The 24,206-nt window shown below is 56.2% G+C and carries 24 protein-coding genes; 14 read left to right on the top strand and 10 right to left on the bottom strand.

Annotated features, from left to right (window positions below; translation table 11 throughout):
* Positions 1 to 26 precede the first annotated feature (26 nt).
* Positions 27 to 1,547, top strand: coding sequence for a galactose/methyl galactoside ABC transporter ATP-binding protein MglA (mglA, locus tag O1721_RS19005; RefSeq protein WP_003859320.1), 1,521 nt, complete (start codon positions 27 to 29; stop codon positions 1,545 to 1,547).
* A gap of 15 nt (positions 1,548 to 1,562) precedes the next feature.
* Positions 1,563 to 2,573, top strand: coding sequence for a galactose/methyl galactoside ABC transporter permease MglC (mglC, locus tag O1721_RS19000; RefSeq protein WP_003859318.1), 1,011 nt, complete (start codon positions 1,563 to 1,565; stop codon positions 2,571 to 2,573).
* 127 nt (positions 2,574 to 2,700) lie between these two features.
* Here mglC and sanA read toward each other — a convergent pair whose 3' ends face one another.
* From sanA to O1721_RS18980, 4 genes are all read right to left on the bottom strand, one after another.
* Entirely contained in the window at positions 2,701 to 3,411 is a 711-nt protein-coding gene (gene sanA / locus O1721_RS18995; RefSeq protein WP_003859314.1) for an outer membrane permeability protein SanA, read from the bottom strand.
* Positions 3,412 to 3,538: 127 nt separating this feature from the next.
* Positions 3,539 to 4,423, bottom strand: a complete 885-nt coding sequence (gene cdd, locus O1721_RS18990) for a cytidine deaminase (protein WP_032103253.1) — start codon at positions 4,421 to 4,423, stop codon at positions 3,539 to 3,541.
* Positions 4,424 to 4,551: 128 nt separating this feature from the next.
* A complete protein-coding gene (locus O1721_RS18985) occupies positions 4,552 to 5,247 on the bottom strand; it encodes a CidB/LrgB family autolysis modulator (protein ID WP_032648907.1) in 696 nt (231 codons plus the stop codon).
* Entirely contained in the window at positions 5,244 to 5,639 is a 396-nt protein-coding gene (locus O1721_RS18980; protein WP_003859308.1) for a CidA/LrgA family protein, read from the bottom strand. The genes O1721_RS18985 and O1721_RS18980 overlap by 4 nt, the downstream gene beginning before the upstream one ends.
* Before the next feature lie 167 nt (positions 5,640 to 5,806).
* Here O1721_RS18980 and dusC point away from each other — a divergent pair, with 167 nt between their 5' ends.
* On the top strand, positions 5,807 to 6,742 hold the full coding sequence (gene dusC / locus O1721_RS18975; RefSeq protein WP_003859306.1) for a tRNA dihydrouridine(16) synthase DusC: 936 nt from the start codon (positions 5,807 to 5,809) through the stop codon (positions 6,740 to 6,742).
* A 44-nt stretch (positions 6,743 to 6,786) separates the two neighbouring features.
* Here dusC and yohP read toward each other — a convergent pair whose 3' ends face one another.
* Positions 6,787 to 6,870, bottom strand: a complete 84-nt coding sequence (gene yohP / locus O1721_RS18970; protein ID WP_015572324.1) for a small membrane protein YohP — start codon at positions 6,868 to 6,870, stop codon at positions 6,787 to 6,789.
* A gap of 203 nt (positions 6,871 to 7,073) precedes the next feature.
* Between yohP and mdtQ the strand changes: the two genes are divergently transcribed.
* Complete coding sequence (gene mdtQ, locus O1721_RS18965; protein ID WP_032648905.1) at positions 7,074 to 8,492, top strand: multidrug resistance outer membrane protein MdtQ; 1,419 nt, start codon at positions 7,074 to 7,076, stop codon at positions 8,490 to 8,492.
* Between the two features lie 50 nt (positions 8,493 to 8,542).
* Complete coding sequence (locus O1721_RS18960; protein ID WP_063142567.1) at positions 8,543 to 9,307, top strand: SDR family oxidoreductase; 765 nt, start codon at positions 8,543 to 8,545, stop codon at positions 9,305 to 9,307.
* A 77-nt stretch (positions 9,308 to 9,384) separates the two neighbouring features.
* Here O1721_RS18960 and O1721_RS18955 read toward each other — a convergent pair whose 3' ends face one another.
* The gene (locus tag O1721_RS18955; RefSeq protein ID WP_015572327.1) at positions 9,385 to 9,957 is read right to left on the bottom strand and encodes a DedA family protein; all 573 of its coding nucleotides are present in this window, start codon (positions 9,955 to 9,957) and stop codon (positions 9,385 to 9,387) included.
* A 157-nt stretch (positions 9,958 to 10,114) separates the two neighbouring features.
* Between O1721_RS18955 and O1721_RS18950 the strand changes: the two genes are divergently transcribed.
* Complete coding sequence (locus O1721_RS18950) at positions 10,115 to 10,702, top strand: Yip1 family protein (protein WP_003859296.1); 588 nt, start codon at positions 10,115 to 10,117, stop codon at positions 10,700 to 10,702.
* Positions 10,703 to 10,869: 167 nt separating this feature from the next.
* Positions 10,870 to 11,793, top strand: coding sequence for a D-alanyl-D-alanine endopeptidase (gene pbpG, locus O1721_RS18945; protein ID WP_015572329.1), 924 nt, complete (start codon positions 10,870 to 10,872; stop codon positions 11,791 to 11,793).
* A gap of 105 nt (positions 11,794 to 11,898) precedes the next feature.
* Here pbpG and O1721_RS18940 read toward each other — a convergent pair whose 3' ends face one another.
* Positions 11,899 to 12,453 carry a GNAT family N-acetyltransferase gene (locus O1721_RS18940; RefSeq protein ID WP_032648902.1) on the bottom strand — a complete coding sequence of 185 codons (555 nt, stop codon included), beginning with the start codon at positions 12,451 to 12,453 and terminating at the stop codon, positions 11,899 to 11,901.
* 102 nt (positions 12,454 to 12,555) lie between these two features.
* On the bottom strand, positions 12,556 to 14,313 hold the full coding sequence (gene dld / locus O1721_RS18935) for a D-lactate dehydrogenase (protein WP_032648901.1): 1,758 nt from the start codon (positions 14,311 to 14,313) through the stop codon (positions 12,556 to 12,558).
* 189 nt (positions 14,314 to 14,502) lie between these two features.
* Between dld and bglX the strand changes: the two genes are divergently transcribed.
* From bglX to O1721_RS18910, 5 genes are all read left to right on the top strand, one after another.
* The gene (gene bglX, locus O1721_RS18930) at positions 14,503 to 16,800 is read left to right on the top strand and encodes a beta-glucosidase BglX (protein WP_032648899.1); all 2,298 of its coding nucleotides are present in this window, start codon (positions 14,503 to 14,505) and stop codon (positions 16,798 to 16,800) included.
* A gap of 136 nt (positions 16,801 to 16,936) precedes the next feature.
* A complete protein-coding gene (gene osmF / locus O1721_RS18925; RefSeq protein ID WP_015572333.1) occupies positions 16,937 to 17,854 on the top strand; it encodes a glycine betaine ABC transporter substrate-binding protein OsmF in 918 nt (305 codons plus the stop codon).
* Positions 17,855 to 17,866: 12 nt separating this feature from the next.
* Complete coding sequence (locus tag O1721_RS18920; RefSeq protein ID WP_017383374.1) at positions 17,867 to 19,024, top strand: ABC transporter permease; 1,158 nt, start codon at positions 17,867 to 17,869, stop codon at positions 19,022 to 19,024.
* A complete protein-coding gene (locus O1721_RS18915) occupies positions 19,017 to 19,967 on the top strand; it encodes an ABC transporter ATP-binding protein (RefSeq protein WP_032648897.1) in 951 nt (316 codons plus the stop codon). The genes O1721_RS18920 and O1721_RS18915 overlap by 8 nt, the downstream gene beginning before the upstream one ends.
* Entirely contained in the window at positions 19,951 to 20,688 is a 738-nt protein-coding gene (locus O1721_RS18910; RefSeq protein ID WP_017383373.1) for an ABC transporter permease, read from the top strand. The genes O1721_RS18915 and O1721_RS18910 overlap by 17 nt, the downstream gene beginning before the upstream one ends.
* Here O1721_RS18910 and O1721_RS18905 read toward each other — a convergent pair.
* Together O1721_RS18905 and mlrA are read right to left on the bottom strand one after the other, a co-directional pair.
* Positions 20,663 to 20,776, bottom strand: coding sequence for a protein YohO (locus O1721_RS18905; RefSeq protein WP_017383372.1), 114 nt, complete (start codon positions 20,774 to 20,776; stop codon positions 20,663 to 20,665). The two genes, O1721_RS18910 and O1721_RS18905, sit on opposite strands and share 26 nt — an antisense overlap.
* Positions 20,777 to 20,845: 69 nt before the next feature.
* Positions 20,846 to 21,586, bottom strand: a complete 741-nt coding sequence (mlrA, locus tag O1721_RS18900) for an HTH-type transcriptional regulator MlrA (protein WP_063413717.1) — start codon at positions 21,584 to 21,586, stop codon at positions 20,846 to 20,848.
* A gap of 218 nt (positions 21,587 to 21,804) precedes the next feature.
* Between mlrA and O1721_RS18895 the strand changes: the two genes are divergently transcribed.
* Positions 21,805 to 23,490 (top strand): sensor histidine kinase, encoded by a 1,686-nt coding sequence (locus O1721_RS18895; protein ID WP_032648895.1) that lies wholly within the window; start codon positions 21,805 to 21,807, stop codon positions 23,488 to 23,490.
* Entirely contained in the window at positions 23,484 to 24,203 is a 720-nt protein-coding gene (gene btsR / locus O1721_RS18890; RefSeq protein ID WP_015572336.1) for a two-component system response regulator BtsR, read from the top strand. Before O1721_RS18895 ends, btsR begins: the two co-directional genes overlap by 7 nt.
* Positions 24,204 to 24,206 lie beyond the last annotated feature (3 nt).

Here is a 24,206-nt window from a genome sequence, read left to right as displayed (position 1 = left end):
ATATGCGAGGCCAACAAGGTATAATTATGGTCAGCACAACTACTCAGTCGTCCGGTGAATACTTGTTGGAAATGACCGGTGTCAACAAGTCATTCCCCGGTGTTAAGGCGCTCGATAATGTTAATTTAAAAGTTCGTCCACACTCTATTCATGCGTTAATGGGTGAAAACGGTGCGGGTAAATCAACATTATTAAAATGCCTCTTTGGGATCTATCAAAAAGATTCTGGCAGCATTCTTTTTCAGGGAAAAGAGATCGACTTCCATTCAGCGAAAGAAGCGCTGGAGAACGGTATCTCGATGGTACACCAGGAATTAAACCTGGTTCTGCAACGTTCAGTTATGGATAATATGTGGTTGGGTCGTTATCCAACCAAAGGTGTCTTTGTTGATCAGGATAAAATGTATCGCGACACCAAAGCCATTTTTGATGAGCTGGATATTGATATCGACCCGCGCGCACGCGTCGGGACATTATCCGTTTCCCAGATGCAGATGATCGAAATTGCCAAAGCGTTCTCCTATGATGCGAAAATCGTGATCATGGATGAACCGACATCGTCATTAACGGAAAAAGAGGTTAACCACCTTTTTACCATTATTCGTAAGCTGAAAGATCGCGGCTGCGGCATTGTCTATATCTCACATAAAATGGAAGAGATCTTCCAGCTGTGCGATGAAATCACCATCCTGCGCGACGGCCAGTGGATCGCCACCCAGCCGCTGGAAGGGCTGGATATGGACAAGATCATCGCCATGATGGTTGGCCGTTCTCTGAACCAGCGTTTCCCGGATAAAGAAAACAAGCCAGGCGAAGTGATTCTGGAGGTGCGTAACCTGACCTCGCTGCGTCAGCCGTCTATCCGCGATGTCTCTTTCGATCTGCACAAGGGGGAGATCCTTGGCATCGCAGGGCTGGTGGGCGCTAAGCGCACCGATATCGTGGAAACCCTGTTTGGTATCCGTGAGAAAGCCGAAGGCACCATTACGCTGCACGGTAAGAAGATCAACAACCACAACGCCAACGAAGCCATTAATAATGGCTTTGCGCTGGTGACGGAAGAGCGTCGTTCCACCGGTATTTACGCTTATCTGGATATTAACTTTAACTCGTTAATTTCTAATATTCGCAATTATAAAAATAAAGTCGGGCTGCTGGATAATTCCCGCATGAAGAGCGATACCCAGTGGGTGATTGACTCCATGCGCGTGAAAACGCCGGGCCACCGCACGCAAATTGGCTCACTCTCGGGAGGGAACCAGCAGAAAGTCATTATTGGTCGCTGGCTATTAACCCAGCCTGAAATTCTGATGCTGGATGAACCTACGCGTGGTATCGACGTGGGTGCAAAATTTGAGATTTACCAGCTGATCGCCGAGCTGGCGAAAAAAGATAAAGGGATCATTATTATTTCTTCCGAAATGCCGGAATTGTTAGGGATCACAGACCGTATTCTGGTTATGAGCAATGGTCTCGTTGCCGGTATTGTTGAAACCAAAACGACAACGCAAAACGAAATTTTGCGTCTTGCGTCTTTGCACCTTTAAGATCAGGGGCTCCTCATGAGTGCGTTAAATAAAAAAAGTTTTCTCACTTATCTGAAAGAAGGCGGTATTTACGTTGTTCTTTTAGTCTTGCTGGCGATTATTATTTTCCAGGACCCTACGTTCTTAAGTCTGCTGAACTTGAGTAACATTCTGACCCAGTCTTCCGTACGTATTATTATCGCGCTTGGCGTGGCGGGACTTATCGTTACCCAGGGGACTGACCTTTCGGCAGGGCGCCAGGTGGGTCTGGCGGCGGTCATTGCGGCAACCCTGTTGCAGTCGATGGAAAACGCCAACAAGGTGTTCCCGGAGATGGCGACCATGCCGATTTTCGTGGTGATCCTGATCGTGTGCGCCATCGGCGCGGTAATTGGCCTGATTAACGGCATCATCATTGCTTACCTGAACGTGACGCCATTCATCACCACGCTTGGCACGATGATCATCGTTTATGGTATCAACTCCCTGTACTACGATTTCGTCGGCGCGTCTCCAATCTCTGGCTTCGACAGCGGCTTCTCGACCTTCACGCAGGGGTTTGTTGCGCTGGGCAGCTTCCGTCTCTCCTACATCACCTTCTATGCGCTGATTGCGGTGGCGTTCGTCTGGATCCTGTGGAACAAAACCCGCTTCGGTAAAAACATCTTTGCTATCGGCGGTAACCCTGAAGCGGCGAAAGTGTCCGGGGTCAACGTGGCTCTGAACCTGCTGATGATTTACGCCCTGTCCGGGGTCTTCTACGCCTTCGGCGGGATGCTGGAAGCGGGCCGTATCGGCTCTGCAACCAACAACCTCGGCTTTATGTACGAACTGGATGCGATTGCAGCCTGCGTGGTTGGCGGCGTCTCCTTCAGCGGCGGCGTGGGGACCGTGCTGGGCGTGGTGACCGGTGTGATCATCTTCACCGTTATCAACTACGGCCTGACCTACATCGGCGTGAACCCCTACTGGCAGTACATCATCAAGGGCGCCATCATCATCTTCGCGGTTGCGCTGGATTCACTGAAGTACGCGCGTAAGAAGTAAGATCTTCAGAATGAAAAGGCCCGCTCACGTAGCGGGCCTTTTTTTGCCTGGTGGCGCGACGCTTACCGGGCCTACAAAATCGCGATCGTAGGTCGGGTAAGGCGAAGCCGCCACCCGACAAAAGTTATTACTTCTTCTGAATTTCCAGCAACTGCTCTGGCGTTACCGCCGGATAACCCTGCGCATCTTCCGGCACTTCATGCATCGTTGGGATCGGCACCAGCGGGCCTAAAAAGCGCGGTTCACGTTTGAACAGGTACAGGTCAGCCAGCGCACCAAAACGGGCGCCAAACTCACGTACGCGCACGCTCAGCATATCCTTTGGCGATGGCACCGCATAACACTGCGCCTGAATGCCCATATGCAGGGCGATAAACAGCGCCCGCTCGCAGTGGAAACGCTGGGTAATGATGATGAAATCATTGGTGTCGAACACCTTGCGGGTACGCACGATGGAATCAAGCGTGCGGAATCCGGCGTAGTCGAGCACGATATCGGCCGGGTCGACGCCTGCGGCAATCAGATCTTTGCGCATCGTCACCGGCTCGTTATAGCTTTGCAGCGCGTTATCGCCGCTCAGCAGCAGATAGTTCACCTTGCCGCTGTTATAGGCGTTCAGCGCGCCCTGAATACGATACCGGTAATACTGATTTATGACGCCAGTGCGGTAATACTTGGCGGTGCCAAGCACCACACCAACCTGACGGTAGGGGAGATCCTGTAGGTCATCAAAAATGTAGGGGGCTGTTTTCCAGCTCATCCAGCGGTCGAGACCCAGCACGATCAACAGCAGTATGCCGACCAGGACAGACAGGCTGTAAAACACGCGCTTTAACATGCAGATGGCTCGTACCGATGATGAAATTTCCCTCAGGCTACTGTACCCGCCTGGTTAGCGCAAGAAACAGCGATTCAACTGAGGGGTTTTTCGTCAGACTGGCGGGCAACTCTGCCCGCCGAACAGATTATGCCAGCAGCACGCGGTCGATGGTTGAACAGCCCAGCGCTTTCAGCGTGGCTGCGGTCGCGTCCCACTGGATCAGCGGCGCATCGGCCTTTTCAGCCAGGATTGCGCGCTGAATATCCGGGTAGTCATACCCGTTCAGGCTAAGCAGGTTCAGGGCACCCTGGAGCGGAGGCAGCGTCGGGTTAAATGCGGCGTTCTCTGCATAGCTGCCGGTGAAGATGCGGCCGTCGCGGCACTGAAGGGCGACGCCGCTTGGAGATTTGCTGTAGGGCGTGTGGCTTTTATTGGCGGCGGCAATGGCCGCTTCGCTCAGCTCATCTCCCGAGAGCGCATAACCGTGGTCCTGCTCGTCCATCAGCAGGGTTTTGATCTCAAGATCTTTCGGGCCGAAAGCATCCGGCAGGTAATCACCCAGCGTATGCGGTGCGCGTCCCGGCAGGTTGATACGCAGTTCAAGACCGCTGTTCAGCTCATTCATAAACTGGCGGCAGTGGCCGCAAGGGGTATAGTTGACGGTGATGGCGCGCAGGGCTTTTTCGCCGCGCAGCCAGGCGTGACTGATGGCGCTCTGCTCCGCGTGGACGGTTTGCTGCATGGTCGCACCAAGAAACTCCATGTTTCCGCCGAAGTACCAGGTTCCGCTCACGCCGCGCGCAATTGCGCCTACGTTGAAATGGGAAAGGTCAGCGCGGGCGCAGGCAGCCGCCAGGGGCAGCAGGGCGAAAGCCAGCGCGTCTTCGTCCAGCCCCGTTGCCTGTTTAAGGGTCGTGACCTGATCTGCCGTCAGCAGGGCGGGGAAATGCGCATCCGCCAGAACCGGAGCCAGGGCTGATTGCAAATTCTCTGCAAGCTGAGAGAAAGCAGCTTGAAAACGTGGATGCATGACGTTGCCTCATCAAGGTTAATGGATCGGTAGTGTACGGAGCCGTACGGCCTTTATATGTGATCCAAATCTCATTATGTGTGCAACTTATGAAATGAAAATGAAATTTGCGCGACGCATCGCAAATTTTAGCCCATGACTGCCAGAATAATCGGGAAGATAAACGGCGCGACCAGGGAAGTGATAATCCCGCAGATCACCAGCGCCAGCGAGCTGAATGCCCCTTCCTGATAATCCAGTTCCGCGCAGCGTGCGGTGCCCAGCGCGTGCGAGGCGGTACCCATCGCCAGACCGCGTGCCGCTTTGGTACGAATTTTCATGATATTGAGCAGCGTATGACCAAACACCGCGCCCAGGATACCGACGAAAATCACGCACACGGCGCTGATGGCCGGAATGCCCCCGATGCTGCCGCCCACGGCCATGGCAATCGGCGTGGTGACGGATTTAGGCAGGATAGAGGCGGCGATCTGCGGCGACGCGCCCATCAATAAGGCCACCGAGGTACCGGTGATCATCGCAACAAGGCTACCCACAAAGCAGATGGTAATGATGGATTTCCAGCGCGCGCGGATCTGATGCAGTTGCTCATATAAAGGAAACGCCAGCGCCACCACGGCAGGCTGCAACAAATCGTTGAGGATCCTGCTCCCGGCGAAGTAACGCTCATAAGGAATGCCGGTGAGCAGCAGAAAAGGAATAATCACCACCATGGCGACCAGCAGCGGATTGAGCAACGGCATTTTGAAACGCACCGCAAGCTTACGCGCAGCAAAGAACACCACCAGGGTTAACGGCAGGGACCACCAGATATTCGCCATCATTTTTTTGTTTTCTCCCCGACGACCTTGCGTTCGCCATGCACAATGTGTGAACTCCAGCTGACGACCAGGAATACCACCAGCGTACTGATGGCGCAGGAGACCACAATCGGGCCGAACTGCGCTTTAAGCACATCGTAATACTGCATCACCCCAACGCCGATAGGCACAAAAAGCAGGGCCATATAGCGAATGAGAACGAAGCACCCCGGATTAACCCATTTCGCGGGCAGCACCTGTAATGCCAGCAGCACAAACAGGATCAGCATGCCGATAATGCTGCCGGGTATCGTAATCGGCAGCAGCGAAGCGATAAAAATGCCGGCGTACAGGCAGGCATAAATGAGGACGAAGGCGCGAAGGTATTGCCAGATAGTATTCAGTGATTTGCTCATGGTGAAAGCCTTGCTGAGACGTATTCATCATACAATTAAACCTGAAAATGTGCCACGGATCACATCATGAATTTTGGGCATACCAGACATTCCGCAATGGAACGCCGGGCTTTCAACATACATAGAGAGCAGCTACTATAGCGCGTCTTTTTTCACAGGTACTCAGAATGCGTGTTTTACTGGCCCCGATGGAAGGTGTGCTCGACTCTCTCGTGCGCGAGCTGCTTACCGAGGTGAACGATTACGATCTCTGCGTGACGGAGTTTCTGCGCGTGGTCGATATGTTGCTGCCAGAAAAATCATTTTATCGTCTCTGCCCGGAACTGCATCGTCAGAGCCGTACCCCGTCCGGTACGCTGGTGCGTGTCCAGCTGCTCGGCCAGTATCCCGAGTGGCTGGCTGAAAACGCCGCCCGCGCGGTAGCGCTTGGTTCGTACGGCGTCGATCTTAACTGCGGCTGTCCGTCAAAGCTGGTCAACGGCAGCGGCGGGGGGGCGACGCTACTTAAAGATCCGGAGCTGATTTATCGCGGCGCAAAGGCCATGCGTGAGGCGGTGCCATCGCACCTGCCGGTGACGGTCAAAGTGCGTCTGGGATGGGACAGCGGCGATAAGCAGTTTGAAATTGCTGACGCGGTGCAGCAGGCGGGCGCCACCGAGCTGGTGGTGCACGGGCGAACCAAAGAGGATGGTTATAAAGCCGAGCGCATTAACTGGCAGGCGATTGGCGAGATCCGCAAACGGCTTACGATCCCGGTGATTGCCAACGGCGAAATCTGGGATTACGAGAGCGCGCAGGCCTGCCTCAAAGAGACCGGCTGTAATGCCGTGATGATTGGCCGCGGTGCGCTGAACGTGCCGAACCTCAGCCGGGTGGTGAAATATAATGAGCCGCGGATGCCGTGGGCGGATGTGGTGAAACTACTGCAAAAATACACGCGGCTGGAAAAGCAGGGCGATACCGGCTTGTATCACGTCGCGCGCATTAAGCAGTGGCTGAGTTATTTGCGTAAAGAGTACGACGACGCGCTGGGATTATTTCAGGAGATCCGTACCCTACAGACGTCTGCGGATATTGCCCGGGTGATCCAGTCAAAATCCTGAGCGAAGTGTGAAGAGTTTGCCCGGCACGGAGCCGGGCAACAGAATCAGAAAATCATCTTGAATACGCCGGTTACCACCAGCAGCCCTATCAGAAATATAATCAAAATAACCCACAATAATATTTTCATTCGCCTCTCCTGCGTATGTCTGTCGAAGTAAGTGTAGCAGCCAATTCATAATTAGCATGAATACATGAAATTAAATCATTGTCTTGGGGAATAAATTTCCGGATATGAAAATGTATAACAATATGCGGATTGCCACGCGTTACTAAAAAACGGAACGTCAGTAAGCGTAAGTTGCGCCTTTATTTTTTTGAGTTCATGGCGTAATGAAACGTTCTCTTACTTTATCTCTGAGTGCTCCTCTTGTTTTTATGCTGGCCGCCTGCGCGCCGGAACATGCCACGGTGTCTCCAGTAAAAACGCAAGCCGCCGCCGCAGCTGTAAATACCCAACTGCGTCATGCCGACTGGCCAAAAAGCGAATGGTGGAAAGACTTTAACGACCCCCAGCTCAACGCGCTGATCGACAAAGCGCTGGCGGATGCGCCGGATATGCAAATTGCCCGTCAGCGTATTACCCTGGCGGAAGCACAGGCGAAAGCCGCTGTCGCTGCTGAGGGTCCACAGCTGGATTTTTCCGCAGATGTTGAACGGCAAAAAATGTCGGCAGAGGGGCTGATGGGGCCATTTGCGCTGACCGACCCGGCGGCGGGGACAACCGGCCCCTGGTACACCAACGGCACCTTTGGTCTGACGGCGGGTTGGGATCTGGATTTATGGGGTAAAAACCGCGCCCAAATTGAGGCCCGCATCGGTCAGGTGAATGCGCAAAAAGCGGAGCTGGAGCAGACCCGCCAGCTGCTCGCCAGCAGCGTCGCGCGGCTGTACTGGGACTGGCAGACCGAGGCCGCGGTGGGTGACGTACTCGCGCAAATCAAACGGGAGCAGGAAAATATCATCGGTGCCGATCGTGAGCTTTATCAGCACGGCATTACCTCCTCGGTGGAAGGCGTTGAAACGGATATCAATGCCAGCAAAACCGATGAACAGCTCGCTGACGTGCACGGCAAAATGAAGGTCATTGAGGCGCGTCTGAATGCGTTGACCCATACCCCTTCAGTCACGCTCGCCCGGCATGCCTTACCTGACGCAGAGGCGTCGTTGCCATCAACGCTCGGTTATGAACTGCTGGCTCGGCGCCCGGATTTGCAGGAGGCGCACTGGTATATCGAAGCATCCATGAGCGAAGTGGATGCCGCCAGAGCCGCGTTCTACCCTGACATCAATTTGATGGCATTCTTGCAGCAGGATGCATTGCACCTGAGTGACCTGTTCCGCTCATCTGCGCAGCAAATGGGCGTAACCGCCGGGCTGACGCTGCCAATTTTTGACAGCGGTCGGTTGAATGCGAACCTGGATATCGCCCAGGCGCAAAACAACCTCTCCGTGGCGAACTACAACAAGGCCGTGGTAGATGCCGTAAACCAGGTTGCCCGGACGGCCAGCGAAGTGGAAACGCTGACCGCCAAAAATCAGCACCAGCAGCAGATCGAAAAAGATGCGGCGCGCGTCGTTGCGCTGGCACAGGCGCGTTTCAGCGCCGGGATCATTGCCGGCTCCCGGGTGAGTGAAGCAAAAATTCCGGCGCTCAAAGAGCGTATTACCGGGTTGATGCTGAAAGGTCAGTACGTGGATGCCACGCTCCAGCTCACCTCCGCGCTCGGTGGCGGATATCATCACGGCTAACATTGCGCATTATCTATACTTACCTCTTTGCAGATTATCAGGAGGTGAGTATGACGCGAGTCGCAATTGTTACCGCATCGGATTCAGGAATTGGCAAAACGACGGCCCTGATGCTGGCCGAACGCGGGTTTGATGTCGGAGTAACCTGGCATTCAGATGAGAAAGGGGCGCTGGCAACCTGCCGTGAAATTGAAGCGCGCGGGCAGCGTGCCGAGGCCATTCATCTCGACTTAAGCAATTTGCCGGAAGGCGCAAAGGCCATTGAAACCCTGATTACGCGTTTCGGGCGGCTGGATGTGCTGGTTAACAATGCCGGGGCGATGAATAAAGCGCCATTTCTGGACCTGTCGTTTGACGACTGGCGGCACATATTCACCGTTGACGTGGACGGCGCGTTTCTCTGCTCGCAAATCGCGGCGCGTCAGATGCTGAAGCAGGGGGAAGGGGGGAGGATCGTGAATATCACCTCGGTGCATGAACATACGCCATTGCCGGACGCCAGCGCCTATACGGCGGCCAAACATGCGCTGGGCGGGTTAACAAAGTCGATGGCGCTGGAGCTGGTTAAACATAAGATTCTGGTGAACGCCGTTGCGCCCGGAGCGATCGCCACGCCGATGAATGATATGGACGACAGCGAAGTGAAAGAAGGCGCAATGCCGGAAATCCCGCTGGCACGGCCAGGGCATACCAAAGAAATTGCCAGCCTGGTGGCGTGGCTGTGTGACAGCGACGCCAGCTACACCACCGGGCAGTCGTTTATCGTCGACGGCGGTTTTATGCTGGCGAATCCGCAGTTTAAGCCTGCGGAATAAGCATTCCCCTCACCCCCAAGGGGAGAGGGTGTATAGCGTTTGGGGAGAGGGGTAGGGTGAGGGGCAGCAGGCCGAACTCACTCTTCATCCCGCCGCTTTTCGCGATGCTTGAGCCACAGCCGTACCACAATCACCACCGCAACAACCAGGATCAACCAGGCCCAGTGTTTAAGATGCTGATCGAGATTATGCAGCCACGGACCTATTACTTCGCCACCCACGTAGCCAAGCGTGGTGAAAATCAGCGCCCAGGCAATCGCCCCGAGAATGTTCAGCGGCAGGAAGATTTTCGGCGGTAAGCGGCTCGCGCCAATCAGTATTGGCCCGATGATGCGAAAGCCGTACATAAAGCGGGTACCAATCACAAACAGCCAGGGACGTCGCTGGATAAGCCGCTGAGCACGGCGAATTTTCTTTTGATGCTTAGCAAAACGTTGCAAAAGCGTTGGGCCAAAGCGCAGCCCCAGAAAGTAGAGCAGCTGATCGCCAATCATACCGCCCAACGCGACGGCGGCGACCACCAGCGAGAATTTCAGCAATCCCTGATGTGCGGCCACCCCGCCCAGCAGCGTGATGGTTTCGCCTTCCGCGACGCTGCCGATCACCAGCGCGGCGTATCCATATTGTTCAATAAGACCGTTGATATCCATTACGTAAACGTCATCTCCCTTACTGTGCCTGCGTTAATCATATACCCCATCCATCAACCGCGCGGCAATCAACGGAAATTTCCCACTGTACATAAAATAATCTAAAGCCTGCATTATACTTAAGCTATCGCTGACGGGCCGACAACAAGGGGGCGTTATGAACCATGTCTGGGGACTTTTCTCCCATCCCGATCGTGAAATGCAGGTGATCCGTAACGAGAACGAAACGGTCGCGCATCACTATACCCACCATGTCCTGCTGATGGCAGCGGTGCCGGTGGTCTGCGCGTTTATTGGTACTACGCAGATAGGCTGGAACTTTGGTGACGGCACCGTGGTTCAGCTTTCCTGGTTTACCGGACTGTACCTGGCCATTCTGTTTTATGGCCTGATGCTGGCCGGGGTGGCGGTGATGGGGCGGGTCATCCACTGGATGGCGCGCAACTATCCGCAGCGCCCGTCGCTGGCACACTGTATGGTCTTCGCCGGATACGTCGCGACCCCGCTGTTTTTAAGCGGTATTGTCGCGCTCTATCCACTGGTCTGGCTGTGCGCGCTGATCGGTACGGTTGCCCTCTTTTACACCGGTTATCTGCTGTATGTAGGGGTGCCAACCTTCCTCAATATCAATAAAGAAGAGGGCCTGAGCTTCTCCAGCTCTACGCTTGCCATCGGCGTACTGGTCCTTGAGGCGCTACTGGCCCTGACAGTTATTCTTTGGGGTTATGGATACCGTCTCTTTTAAGTTCCCTGCATTGCTGGCGTAAATGCCAGCAATGCAGCATCTGGTTATGATTCTCCGCTGGCGACAACGCACGGTGATCGCTATGATGCCGAAGCCAGCCTGTGTTTATCCGTTGACACAGGCGGTGTACGTCATAACGTGCGTGAATCATTATCAGAAGTCTCATCATGCTGAAATTTCGAGTGTCACTCCTTAGTCTTGCGCTGCTGCTGGGCGTCTCCGCTACCGCGCCAGCCATCGCCAAAACGACCGCAGTCGCCACCGCTGCTGCGCAACCCCAGATTGCGTCCGGCAGCGCGATGATCGTTGACCTGAATACCAACAAGGTGATCTACGCCAGTCATCCGGATCTGGTGCGCCCGATCGCTTCCATAACCAAAGTCATGACCGCGATGGTGGTGCTTGATGCACGACTGCCGCTGGACGAAAAGCTGAAGGTGGATATCAGCCACACGCCAGAGATGAAAGGGATCTACTCTCGCGTGCGTCTGAACAGTGAAATCAGCCGTAAAAATATGCTGCTGCTGGCGCTGATGTCCTCTGAGAACCGCGCGGCGGCAAGCCTTGCCCACCATTATCCTGGTGGTTACGACGCGTTTATCCGCGCGATGAACGCCAAAGCCAAAGCGCTGGGGATGAAAAATACCCATTTCGTAGAGCCAACCGGTCTGTCGATTCATAACGTCTCGACGGCGCGTGATTTAACCAAGCTGCTGATCGCCAGTAAGCAATACCCGCTGATCGGTCAGCTCAGTACCACGCGTGAGGAGATGGCGACATTCTCGAACCCGGCGTATACGCTGCCGTTCCGCAACACTAACCATCTGGTGTATCGCGATAACTGGAATATTCAGTTAACCAAGACCGGATTCACTAATGCGGCAGGGCACTGCCTGGTGATGCGCACCGTGTTTAACGGTAAGCCAGTGGCGCTGGTGGTGATGGATGCCTTCGGCAAATATACCCACTTTGCGGACGCCAGCCGCCTGCGCACCTGGATTGAAACCGGGAAAGTGCAGCCGGTGCCGGCTTCAGCGCTGGCGTATAAAAAGCAGAAAGCGGAACAGATGGCGACGGCGCAGAACGACTGAGCCGCCTGTCTGTGCCGGGTGGCGGCTTCGCCTTACCCGGCCTACGGCCCTAAAGCGGCCCCGATACGTAGGCCCGGTAAGCGAAGCGCCACCGGGCGAAAGCGCCTACTCCGGCAGCGTCCAGTCACCATCGTTGAGTGGACGCTGCATGATCAACGTATCCCGCCAGTCGCCCTTCTTATACCCCACGCTGCGCAGTTGACCGACAACCTCGAAGCCATGTTTTTTATGCAGCCGTAACGATCCCGCATTATTGTTTCCGTCACCAACCACGGCAATCATCTGCCGCCAGGGTCCTTGTTCACAACGGGCGATCAGTGCCTGGAGTAAGGCCGAGCCAAACCCGCGCCCGGTAGTGCTGGCATCCACATAGATGGATTCCTCAAGGGTGTACCGGTAGGCCTGGCGTGGACGATAAAACGTGGCGTAGCAGTAGCCGACAACAATGCCGCGATACAGCGCAACCAGCCACGGTAAACCGCTGTCGGTCACGCTCTTCATCCGCTGACGCATTTCATCGACGGTGGGAGGAATTTCCTCGAAGGACGCACGGCCATGAAGCACATGCCAGGCGTATATCGCCGAGATGGCATGCGCATCGTCAGGAAGGGCGTCGCGCACATCGATTTCAGTTTCGGGGAAAATTTCTACAGCCGACATGTTCTGCCCGCTCCTTGTTTGGAAAGCCAGAGAAACGTTTCTCTGGCAACAGGCAGATACTCTAGTACGTTTGAGGAGGGCTTAACAATCTCTTAAATTTGGCTATAAGAGTTCATCAGAGGCTTGCGTATTGTGTTCCTCTGTTTCGGCACTCTCTTTCCAGTATTTCTTCCGCGTTGTCTTACCAATGCCCGGGTTCATACTGTTTGTAGGGTCATTTTTGCGATAAAAATGTTTAAGCGTCTCCGGCGCTTTGTACAGGTGTCCTACGTTGTGCTCGGCAGGATATTGCGCGCCACGCTCGTGCAGCAGCGCCAGCATCTGTTCTTTCAGCGCGTGTGCATCAACCCCTTTTTTGACGATGTAATCCTGATGGAAGACATAGCACATAAAGTGGCCGTAATAGAGCTTATGCACCAGCTTGCTGTCGATCTCCGGCGGCAGATGTTCAAACCACTCGGTATCGTTGCGACGCAGGGCGATATCCAGCGCCAGAATATCCTCCACCTCTTCGGAATGCACCGCCTGATAACGGATGGCAGCACCCGCCGCGGCGAAGCGGTGCAGGAAGGCTTTGCTGCCTTCGTCCGGCGTACAGGCAAAGAAATCCCCGTCGGCGGTTTTGAAGAATTCGGTGAGCCAGCTCTGCGCTTCGGCAATTCCGTCCCCGGCCATTTTCAGCAGCAGATGGTGCTCATACTTGTCGCGCCAGGTCTTCATCCGCTCCGGTAAATGCGCCGGGAAGACGTTACCCAGCTTCTGCATAAAGCGGTCGGTGAAGTGCGGTTTGAACAACGATACTTTCTCCAGCATCGCGTCGGTGCGGCCCTTCATAGTGAAGAAGAACGGCATTTTGTCGGTGCCGAGCTTGTCGATCATCAGGAAGGTATCTTTGCCGTAGCGCTCGGCGATGTCGTAAATGTCCCGGTGCATATACTCGCCCGCCACCGGCAGGTGAGTGAACTCGGCCAGAATATGACGACGGATCTCCGTCAGCACCTCCGGCTGATTGGTGCCGATGTAAAACACCTGCTGCTTTTTCTCTGCCGGGAAGGTATCGAGGCGCACCGCAAAAACGGCCAGCTTGCCCGCGCAGCCGGAGGATTCAAACAGGCGATCCGGATCGGCGTTATAGCGCGCCGGCGTATCGGCATTGATATCGCGCACGCGGGTGATGTAATCGTGGTCATGCGCGTGACGGCCATCGTGCTGAACGTCTTCGTCCTTCACGCGGTCATCGTCAAGTTTGCTGAGGATCTGTTCAGGCGTTACGCCCAGATCGATCCCCAGATGGTTAACCAGCGTCAGCTTGCCGTTTTCATCGATACGGGCGAACAGCGACATTTCCGTGTAAGCCGGGCCGCGCTGCACCAGCGAGCCGCCGGAGTTATTGCAGATCCCGCCGATCACCGAGGCGCCAATGCACGATGAGCCGATCACTGAGTGCGGTTCGCGTCCCAGCGGCTTAAGCGCTTTTTCCAGCGAGTAAAGCGTGGTGCCGGGGAAGGCGAGCACCTGTTCGCCCTTGTCCAGCAGGTGCAGTTTGTCGAGGCGCAGGGTGCTGATAATCACGATGTCACGATCGTAATCGTTGCCGTTCGGCGTGGAACCTTCGGTCAGGCCGGTATTCGCAGCCTGCATTAAAATAATCTTGTCTGCCGCAACGCAGGCGCTGAGCACGCGCCACAATTCGAGCAACGTACCGGGGAAGACTACCGCCAGCGCGTCGCCCTGGCCGGAGCGAAAGCCCTTACGATAGCGGGCGGTTTTGGCCGGGTCGGTAAGCAGGTGAGAGTGACCAACCAGGCGAGACAGTTCGTTAATAAATGTAGTGTTATCGTCAGTTCGAACAGAAGACATCTTCCACTCCTTGTGGTGGGGCAAATTTCTCGCTGTAAAGCATAGCGCGATTAGCCGTTGAGCGGTCGGGTATTCATGAGAAAAATCAGAGAATAACCCTGCAAGGTTTTCAGGCTTTATGGCACACTGCGCTTTTCGCACGGTCTGGCCGGGTGCTTCCCGCGGTTATTGATGAGAGAGAATAACAACATGAAATGGCTATGTTCTGTAGGTGTCGCCGTCAGCCTGGCGCTGCAACCTGCGCTGGCAGAGGATTTGTTTGGTAATCACCCGCTCACGCCCGAAGCCCGCGACGCCTTTGTCACGGATTTACTCAAAAAGATGACGGTCGATGAGAAAATCGGCCAGCTGCGCCTGATCAGCGTCGGTCCGGATAACCCGAAAGAAGCCATTCGCGAGATGATCAAAGACGGGCAGGTAGGGGCCATTTTTAACACCGTTACCCGCCAGGATATCCGCAAGATGCAGGATCAGGTGATGGAGCTGAGCCGCCTGAAAATTCCACTGTTCTTCGCTTATGACGTGGTGCACGGCCAGCGTACCGTCTTCCCGATTAGCCTCGGCTTAGCCTCCTCTTTTAATCTTGATGCGGTGAAAACCGTCGGGCGCGTTTCGGCATATGAAGCCGCAGACGACGGCCTGAATATGACCTGGGCGCCGATGGTTGACGTCTCCCGCGATCCGCGCTGGGGCCGCGCTTCGGAGGGCTTCGGTGAAGACACGTATTTAACCGCCACGATGGGCAAAACCATGGTGGAAGCGATGCAGGGCAAAAGCCCGGCAGATCGTTACTCGGTCATGACCAGCGTCAAGCACTTCGCCGCCTATGGCGCGGTGGAGGGCGGTAAAGAGTACAACACCGTCGACATGAGCCCACAGCGCCTGTTCAACGACTACATGCCGCCATACAAGGCAGGGCTGGACGCGGGCAGCGGGGCGGTGATGGTAGCGCTGAACTCTCTCAACGGCACGCCTGCCACCTCCGATTCGTGGCTGCTGAAAGACGTGTTGCGCGACCAGTGGGGCTTTAAGGGCATTACCGTCTCTGACCACGGCGCGATTAAAGAGCTGATTAAACACGGCACGGCGTCCGATCCGGAAGACGCGGTACGCGTGGCGCTCAAGTCCGGCATCAACATGAGCATGAGCGACGAGTATTACAGCAAATACCTGCCGGGGCTGGTGAAGAGCGGCAAAGTGACGATGGCAGAGCTGGACGACGCCGCTCGCCACGTGCTGAACGTGAAATATGACATGGGGCTGTTTAACGATCCTTACAGCCATCTGGGGCCGAAGGATTCAGACCCGGCGGACACTAACGCCGAAAGCCGTCTGCACCGTAAAGAAGCCCGGGAAGTAGCGCGCGAAAGCCTGGTGCTGCTGAAAAACCGTCTCGACACGCTGCCGCTGAAAAAATCCGGCACCATTGCCGTGGTTGGTCCGCTGGCCGACAGCAAGCGCGACGTCATGGGCAGCTGGTCCGCCGCAGGCGTGGCGGATCAGTCCGTTACCGTGCTGACCGGCATTAAGAGCGCCGTGGGTGATAATGCAAAAGTGGTTTACGCCAAAGGCGCGAACGTCACCAACGATAAAGACATCGTGACCTTCCTCAACCAGTACGAGGAAGCGGTGAAGGTGGATCCGCGCACGCCGAAAGAGATGATCGACGAAGCGGTGAACGCCGCGAAGCAGTCCGACGTGGTGGTCGCGGTGGTGGGTGAAGCGCAGGGGATGGCGCACGAAGCCTCCAGTCGTACCGACATCACTATCCCGCAAAGCCAGCGTGATCTGATCGCGGCCCTGAAAGCCACCGGCAAGCCGCTGGTGCTGGTGCTGATGAACGGGCGTCCGCTGGCGCTGGTGAAAGAAGACCAGCAGGCTGACGCCATTCTGGAAACCTGGTTCGCCGGTACCGAAGGCGGTAACGCCATTGCCGACGTGCTGTTTGGCGATTACAACCCGTCCGGCAAGCTGCCGATGTCCTTCCCGCGCTCCGTCGGGCAGATCCCGGTTTACTACAGCCACCTGAACACCGGTCGTCCGTATAACGCCGACAAGCCGAACAAGTACACGTCTCGTTATTTCGATGAGGCGAACGGCCCGCTGTATCCGTTTGGCTATGGCCTGAGCTACACCACCTTTAAGGTCTCTGACGTGAAAATGTCAGCGCCTACGATGAAGCATGACGGCAAAGTGACCGCCAGCGTGGAGGTGACCAACAGCGGCAAACGCGAAGGCGCGACGGTGATCCAGATGTACATTCAGGATGTCACGGCCTCCATGAGCCGTCCGGTGAAACAGCTGCGCGGCTTCGAGAAGGTCAACCTGAAACCGGGCGAAACCAGTACGGTCAGCTTCCCGATTGACGTGAATGCGCTGAAGTTCTGGAACCAGCAGATGAAATACGATGCCGAGCCTGGCAAATTCAACGTCTTCATTGGCGTGGATTCCGCCCGCGTGAACAAAGCCGAATTCGAGCTGCAATAATCTTACCTTCCTCCCCATCCCCCGCCTGGCGGGGGATGCCTCTCATCTTGTACGAAAAACGGTTAAATTCGCTGTTTTAAGCTACGCTTTTGTCTCAAGCCTATGAAAAAGGCCACAAAATAATGAGGAAAGCAGAATGACGATTATTAAGGGGATAACAGGATCGGCGGTGCTTCTGGCGGCGCTAAGCCTGCCGCTACAGGCCGCAGAGCCGGTTAAGGTGGGTTCCAAAATTGATACCGAGGGCGCGTTGCTCGGCAATATCATTTTGCAGGTACTCGAAAGCCACGGCGTGAAAACGGTCAATAAAGTACAGCTTGGCACCACGCCTGTCGTACGTGGTGCCATCACGTCCGGCGAGCTGGATATCTACCCGGAATACACCGGCAACGGGGCATTCTTCTTCAAGGATGAAAACGATCCGGCCTGGAAAAATGCCAAAGCCGGGTACGAAAAAGTCAAAAAGCTGGACGCGGAAAAAAATAAGCTGGTCTGGCTTACGCCGGCACCGGCCAACAACACCTGGACCATCGCGGTGCGTAAAGATATTGCCGAGAAAGGCAAGCTCACCTCGCTTGACGATCTCAGCCGCTACCTGAAAGAGAAGGGCGAGTTTAAGCTCGCGGCCTCGGCAGAGTTTATCGAGCGCGCTGATGCCCTGCCAGCGTTTGAAAAAGCCTATGATTTCAAGCTCGATCAGTCTCAGCTGCTCTCGCTGGCGGGCGGCGACACGGCGGTGACCATTAAGGCGGCGGCGCAGCAAACCTCCGGCGTCAACGCGGCGATGGCCTACGGCACCGACGGCCCGGTCGCGGCGCTTGGTCTGCAAACCCTGACCGACCCGAAAGGCGTTCAGCCAATTTACGCCCCAACCCCGGTCGTGCGCGAGGCGGTGCTGAAAGCCTACCCGGATATTGCGGAATGGCTCAAACCGGTGTTTGAAAAACTGGATGCGAAAACGCTGCAACAGCTGAATGCCAGCATTGCCGTTGAGGGGCTGGATGCCAAAAAGGTGGCTGCCGACTTCCTGAAACAACAAGGGCTTGTGAAGTAACAGGACAAGGCTGTGCCAATAAAATGTCATAACCGCGTCCTGCTGCTGTTGGCCTGTGTGGCCATTGCGGCGGTCGCGTTACCCTTTGTAAATGTCGCGCCAAACCGTCTGGTGTCGGGCGAACCGCGCGCGCTCTGGCAGATCTGGTCATTTACGCCGCTACTACTGGGCGCGGCGCTGGCGAGTACTGTAGCCTTAGCCTTCTGGCCAGGGCGAGCCGCCCTTTGGCTGACGCTTCTGCTCAGCGAAGCACTGTTTATCGTGCTGTTCTGGAGCGCGGGACAGGCGGCAACGCAGATGGCCTCGGTTGAAAGCCCGCTGGCGCGCACGTCGATTGGCAGCGGGCTGTGGCTGTGGCTGGCACTTTGTCTGCTGGTCTGTAGCGATGCCATTCGCCGTCTCACGCCGCTACCCGTCTGGCGCTGGCTGCTGAACGCGCAATTCTGGGTTATCCCTCTGCTGATCCTCTTTAGCGGCGATCTGAATCAACTCTCGCTGTTAAAAGAGTACGCCAACCGCCAGGAGGTGTTTGACAACGCGCTGGCGCAACATCTGACGATCCTGTTCGGGACGCTGATCCCGGCGCTGCTGCTGGGCGTGCCGCTGGGCATAGGGTGCTACCGGCATCCCAGCCGCCAGGGTGCCGTCTTTACCGTCCTCAACGTTATTCAGACCATCCCCTCCGTTGCCCTGTTTGGCCTGCTGATTGCCCCCCTCGCCGGTCTGGTGAAATCCTTCCCTGCGTTGGCGGCGGCAGGCATTGCCGGAACGGGGCTGACGCCCGCGCTGATCGCCCTTGTGCTGTATGCGCTGCTGCCGCTGGTGCGCGGCGTGGTGGCGGGGTTAAGCCAGGTTCCGCCCGACGTGCTGGAAAGCGCCCATGCGATGGGGATGAGCGCGCGGCAGTGTTTCTGGAAAATACAGCTGCCGCTTGCGCTTCCGCTGCTGGTTCGCAGCCTGCGGGTGGTGACGGTGCAAACCGTGGGGATGGCGGTGATTGCCGCGCTGATCGGGGCGGGCGGCTTTGGGGCACTGGTGTTCCAGGGGCTGCTGAGCAGCGCGCTGGATCTGGTGCTGCTGGGCGTTGTGCCCACGATTGCGCTGGCGGTCGTACTGGATGCATTGTTTGCCCTGTGGCTCGCGCTGCTCAGGAGAAGAGCCAATGATTGAATTTCATGATGTGAGTAAAACCTTTGCGGGCCGTCCGGCGGCAAGCCACCTCAATCTGCATTTTGCCGAGGGGGCGTTCTCGGTATTGATCGGGACGTCGGGGTCGGGAAAATCGACGACGCTGAAGATGATCAACCGGCTGGTGGAACATGACAGCGGGACGATTCGCTTTGCCGGAGAGGAGATCCGCAGCCTGCCGGTGCTGGAACTGCGGCGGCGTATGGGCTACGCCATTCAGTCCATCGGCCTGTTTCCCCACTGGACGGTGGCCCAGAACATTGCCACCGTGCTACAGCTGGAAAAATGGTCCCGGGGGAAGATCAATGAGCGTGTCGACGAGCTGATGGCGCTGCTGGGCCTGGACGCGTCGCTTCGCGACCGCTATCCGCACCAGCTTTCCGGCGGACAGCAGCAGCGGGTCGGGGTGGCGCGCGCGCTGGCCGCTAACCCGCAGGTGCTGCTGATGGATGAGCCCTTCGGCGCGCTGGATCCGGTCACCCGCGGCGCACTTCAGGCGGAGATGAGTCGCATCCACCGTATTCTAGGGCGCACCATCGTGCTGGTGACGCATGATATCGACGAAGCGCTGCGGCTGGCCGATCGTCTGATACTGATGGATCACGGCGAAGTCGTCCAGCAGGGTACGCCGCTTGAGCTGTTAACCTCGCCGGCGAATGATTTTGTGCGTGAATTTTTTGGCCGCAGCGAGCTGGGCGTCAGGCTGCTCTCGCTGCGCACCGTCAGGGACTATCTGCGTCCGCAGGATGCGCAAATCGGTGGTGAACCGCTGCACGATGGGATGAGCCTGCGCGATGCCCTGTCGGCGTTTGTCGCCCGGCAGTGCGAGGTATTACCCGTTGCGGACGGGCAGGGGACGCCATGCGGGACGATCCATTTTCGCGATCTGCTGGCGGGGGAGGTGACGTGTGAAGTGGGTCCGTGATCCGTTACTCTGGCTGACAGGGCTGTTTATCGCCTTACTCTACCTGATGCCGCACAGCGCGGCGCTGTTTAATGCGCTTATTCCCGGGCTGCCGCGCCCGGTGTACCAGCAGGAGAGCTTTGTTAATCTCACCCTGGCGCACTTCTGGCTGGTGGCGGTGTCAAGCGTGATTGCCATCGTGCTGGGCACAGGCGCCGGGATTGCGGTGACGAGACCCGCGGGCAGGGAGTTTCGTCCGCTGGTGGAGACCATCGCCGCAACGGGGCAGACCTTCCCGCCGGTGGCCGTGCTGGCGATTGCCGTGCCGGCGATTGGTTTTGGGCAGGAGCCTGCCATCATTGCGCTGATTTTGTACGGCGTGTTGCCCATTCTGCAAGGGACGCTGGCGGGGATTGCGGCGGTGCCTGCATCGGTGCTGAGCGTAGCGGAAGGGATGGGGATGAGCGCCTGGCAGCGGCTGGTGAAGGTCGAACTGCCGCTGGCCGCACCGGTGATTATCGCCGGCGTGCGAACGTCCGTGATTATCAACATTGGTACGGCAACCATCGCCTCGACGGTCGGAGCCAATACGCTGGGAACGCCGATCATTATCGGGTTAAGCGGGTTTAATACGGCTTACATTATTCAGGGGGCGGTTCTGGTTGCGCTGGCGGCGATTGTGGTGGATCGCCTGTTTGAACGCCTGGCCGGATACCTCAGCCAACACCGCCGCGAACAATAAATGAATAACCTGCAAGCATAACGCCACCGATACCGCTGATGGCCATCAGTGCAAAGAGGGTAATTACGGCCAGTTTCGTTGCCTTCATCATGTGCTCCTGTTGTTAACGGAACAATTATACGGTGAAGCGCAGCTGTTAATGAACCATTAAATGCCGTTACGACGCATTTGGCCCCAGCGAGTAAACGGGATAACCATGTTCGCGCCATTCCGTCAGGAGCTGCTGCTGGGAAGCGGAGGGGACTTCGCCGCACCAGACCAGCAGCGTCTGTCCCTCAAACAGTTCCGGTCTGAGCTGGGCCAGGGAGTGGGCAAGCACGTCAACGCGCCAGCCCTGCTGGGTGGCAATCCAGGCTTCGAGCCACAGCCGGGTGGTATCGTGTACGTTCCAGCCAATCATCAGCGCATCTTTGCTGTTTTTATTCCGCGCTGAGGCAAGACAGACGGAAATATAGTTAATCAGCACGCCATCAAGCATGCTAAGCAGTGCCTGTAAGGTGGTTTGCTGACACTGAAGCCGACGCCGTAGGGGAATAAAAAGATGGGTAATCAGGGTTTGCGCCGGGTAGTCTCGACCCTGTTCTTTGATCCAGCCGCGCAAACGCTGCAAATTGCCACTCTGCAACAGCCTCAGCAGCGTTTCCTGCTGCTCGCGCCAGAGAAGTTGCGTATCTGGATCGTCCTGGCTCAGAAGCGATTTTACCTTGCCGACCTGTACGCCATTGTCGATCCAGCTTTTGATCTCGCGGATCCGGTCAATATCCGCATCGTTAAACAGGCGGTGCCCGCCGTCCGTTCTTTGCGGCTTAAGCAATCCATACCGTCGCTGCCACGCCCGTAGCGTAACGGGATTGATATCACACAGGAGTGCCACTTCACCTATTGTGTAAAGCGCCATTTTCGCCCCCAGGCTTGCGCGTCCCCAGCTTAACTGTAGACCCACTTTGCGGAACCAGGAAGATTTGATTCTTTTTTGTACAAATTATACGAAAGACAGGTTATCTCCGGCAAAAGGTGTGATGGCGGACACGATTTATCGCTTTTTTGGCACGTTTCAAAGAAAGTTAACCGCTATCAGTGTATGTTACGCGTTTTTAGAATGTGCGGTTTGTGAGTATGTACGAGTTTAATCTGGTGCTGCTGTTGCTTCAGCAGATGTGCGTGTTCCTTGTCATCGCCTGGTTGATGAGCAAAACGCGCCTGTTTATCCCGCTGATGCAGGTTACCGTCCGTCTGCCGCACAAATTCCTCTGCTACGTCGTATTTTCCATATTCTGCATTATGGGGACCTGGTTTGGTCTCCATATCGAAGATTCCATCGCCAATACGCGCGCCATCGGCGCGGTAATGGGCGGGCTGCTCGGAGGCCCGGTTGTCGGCGGTCTGGTGGGGTTAACCGGCGGCCTGCACCGCTATTCGATGGGCGGTATGACGGCGCTGAGCTGCATGATCTCCACCATCGTCGAAGGGCTGCTCGGTGGTCTCGTCCACAGCTATATGATTAAGCGCGGTCGCCCGGATAAAGTGTTCAGTCCCTTTACCGCAGGGGCGATTACCTTCGTGGCGGAAATGGCGCAGATGGCGATCATCCTGCTGATCGCGCGCCCGTTTGACGATGCGTTACATCTGGTCAGCAGCATTGCCGCACCGATGATGGTCACCAATACCGTAGGTGCGGCGCTGTTTATGCGCATTCTGCTCGACAAACGCGCCATGTTCGAAAAATACACCTCGGCATTTTCTGCCACCGCCTTAAAAGTTGCGGCGTCGACGGAAGGGATCCTGCGGCAGGGATTCAACGAGGAGAACAGTATGAAGGTGGCGCAGGTGCTGTATAAAGAGCTGGATATCGGAGCCGTGGCGATTACCGATCGCGAGAAGCTGCTGGCGTTTACCGGTACCGGCGACGACCACCATCTGCCGGGCAAACCGATCTCCTCGGCCTATACCCTGCGCGCTATTGAAACGGGTGAAGTGGTGTATGCCGACGGAAATGAAGTGCCGTACCGCTGTTCCCTGCATCCGCAGTGCAAACTCGGCTCTACGCTGGTCATTCCCCTGCGGGGTGAAAACCAGCGCGTCATGGGCACTATTAAGCTTTACGAAGCCAAAAATCGCCTGTTCAGCTCCATCAACCGCACGCTGGGGGAGGGGATCGCTCAGCTGCTTTCGGCGCAAATCCTGGCGGGGCAGTATGAACGGCAAAAAGCGCTGCTGACGCAGTCAGAAATTAAGCTCCTGCACGCTCAGGTGAACCCGCATTTCCTGTTTAACGCGCTCAACACGCTGAAAGCGGTGATCCGCCGCGACAGCGATCAGGCCGCGCAGCTGGTGCAATTTCTCTCGACCTTTTTCCGCAAAAATCTGAAGCGACCCTCGGAGATCGTCACCCTCGCGGACGAGATTGAGCATGTAAACGCCTATCTGCAAATTGAAAAAGCGCGCTTCCAGTCACGTTTACAGGTGTCGTTATCCGTCCCGGACGATCTGGCGTATCAGCATCTTCCGGCCTTTACCCTGCAACCGATTGTAGAAAATGCCATTAAGCATGGGACGTCGCAGCTGCTGGGAAGTGGAGAGATTATGATTTCCGCTTCCCGTTTTAACCGCCATCTGGTGCTGGATATTGAAGACAACGCGGGGCTGTATGAAGCTTCCGCGTCAGGCGGTCTGGGCATGAGCCTGGTGGATAAACGCCTGCGCGCGCATTTTGGTGACGACTGCGGTATCACCGTCGCCTGTGAGCCAGACCGCTATACCCGAATTACCTTACGATTGCCGCTGGAGGAGAACGCATGTTAAGAGTGCTGATTGTCGATGATGAGCCGTTAGCACGGGAAAACCTGCGTGTTCTGTTGCAGGAGCAGAGTGATATCGAGGTTGTGGGGGAATGTGCCAATGCGATTGAAGGCATCGGTGCGGTGCATAAACTGCGCCCGGACGTGCTGTTCCTCGATATTCAGATGCCGCGCATCAGCGGGCTGGAGATGGTCGGCATGCTCGACCCGGAGCACCGTCCCTATATCGTCTTTCTGACGGCCTTTGATGAGTACGCGGTAAAGGCGTTTGAAGAGCACGCATTTGATTATCTGCTGAAGCCGATTGAAGAGAAACGCCTTGAAAAGACCCTGACCCGCCTGCATCAGGAGCGTACCGTGCAGGACGTGACGCTGCTGCCGGAGCATCAGCAGCCCCTGAAGTTTATACCCTGTACCGGGCACAGCCGGATTTACCTCCTGCAAATGGACGACGTTGCCTTTGTCAGCAGCCGTCTGAGCGGGGTATACGTCACCAGCGCTGAAGGTAACGAAGGCTTTACCGAGCTGACCCTGCGCACGCTGGAGAGTCGCACGCCGCTAATCCGCTGCCATCGTCAGTATCTGGTGAACATGGCGCACCTGAAGGAGATCCGTCTGGAAGATAACGGCCAGGCCGAGCTGGTGTTACGTGCCGGGCAAACCGTTCCCGTCAGTCGTCGCTACCTGAAAAGTTTGAAAGAGGCGATAGGGCTGTAAAAC

The organism is Enterobacter cloacae complex sp. HYC033_NIDB (assembly GCF_056673335.1).
Note: the sequence above shows the minus strand (reverse complement) of the source record. Positions and strands in the feature narration are given on the sequence as shown.

Coding starts and splice junctions, on each gene's coding strand:
- mglA (WP_003859320.1), top strand. CDS start 27: ATGGTCAGCACAACTACTCAGTCGTCCGGTGAATACTTGTTGGAAATG.
- mglC (WP_003859318.1), top strand. CDS start 1,563: ATGAGTGCGTTAAATAAAAAAAGTTTTCTCACTTATCTGAAAGAAGGC.
- sanA (WP_003859314.1), bottom strand. CDS start 3,411: ATGTTAAAGCGCGTGTTTTACAGCCTGTCTGTCCTGGTCGGCATACTG.
- cdd (WP_032103253.1), bottom strand. CDS start 4,423: ATGCATCCACGTTTTCAAGCTGCTTTCTCTCAGCTTGCAGAGAATTTG.
- O1721_RS18985 (WP_032648907.1), bottom strand. CDS start 5,247: ATGATGGCGAATATCTGGTGGTCCCTGCCGTTAACCCTGGTGGTGTTC.
- O1721_RS18980 (WP_003859308.1), bottom strand. CDS start 5,639: ATGAGCAAATCACTGAATACTATCTGGCAATACCTTCGCGCCTTCGTC.
- dusC (WP_003859306.1), top strand. CDS start 5,807: ATGCGTGTTTTACTGGCCCCGATGGAAGGTGTGCTCGACTCTCTCGTG.
- yohP (WP_015572324.1), bottom strand. CDS start 6,870: ATGAAAATATTATTGTGGGTTATTTTGATTATATTTCTGATAGGGCTG.
- mdtQ (WP_032648905.1), top strand. CDS start 7,074: ATGAAACGTTCTCTTACTTTATCTCTGAGTGCTCCTCTTGTTTTTATG.
- O1721_RS18960 (WP_063142567.1), top strand. CDS start 8,543: ATGACGCGAGTCGCAATTGTTACCGCATCGGATTCAGGAATTGGCAAA.
- O1721_RS18955 (WP_015572327.1), bottom strand. CDS start 9,957: ATGGATATCAACGGTCTTATTGAACAATATGGATACGCCGCGCTGGTG.
- O1721_RS18950 (WP_003859296.1), top strand. CDS start 10,115: ATGAACCATGTCTGGGGACTTTTCTCCCATCCCGATCGTGAAATGCAG.
- pbpG (WP_015572329.1), top strand. CDS start 10,870: ATGCTGAAATTTCGAGTGTCACTCCTTAGTCTTGCGCTGCTGCTGGGC.
- O1721_RS18940 (WP_032648902.1), bottom strand. CDS start 12,453: ATGTCGGCTGTAGAAATTTTCCCCGAAACTGAAATCGATGTGCGCGAC.
- dld (WP_032648901.1), bottom strand. CDS start 14,313: ATGTCTTCTGTTCGAACTGACGATAACACTACATTTATTAACGAACTG.
- bglX (WP_032648899.1), top strand. CDS start 14,503: ATGAAATGGCTATGTTCTGTAGGTGTCGCCGTCAGCCTGGCGCTGCAA.
- osmF (WP_015572333.1), top strand. CDS start 16,937: ATGACGATTATTAAGGGGATAACAGGATCGGCGGTGCTTCTGGCGGCG.
- O1721_RS18915 (WP_032648897.1), top strand. CDS start 19,017: ATGATTGAATTTCATGATGTGAGTAAAACCTTTGCGGGCCGTCCGGCG.
- O1721_RS18905 (WP_017383372.1), bottom strand. CDS start 20,776: ATGAAGGCAACGAAACTGGCCGTAATTACCCTCTTTGCACTGATGGCC.
- mlrA (WP_063413717.1), bottom strand. CDS start 21,586: ATGGCGCTTTACACAATAGGTGAAGTGGCACTCCTGTGTGATATCAAT.
- O1721_RS18895 (WP_032648895.1), top strand. CDS start 21,805: ATGTACGAGTTTAATCTGGTGCTGCTGTTGCTTCAGCAGATGTGCGTG.
- btsR (WP_015572336.1), top strand. CDS start 23,484: ATGTTAAGAGTGCTGATTGTCGATGATGAGCCGTTAGCACGGGAAAAC.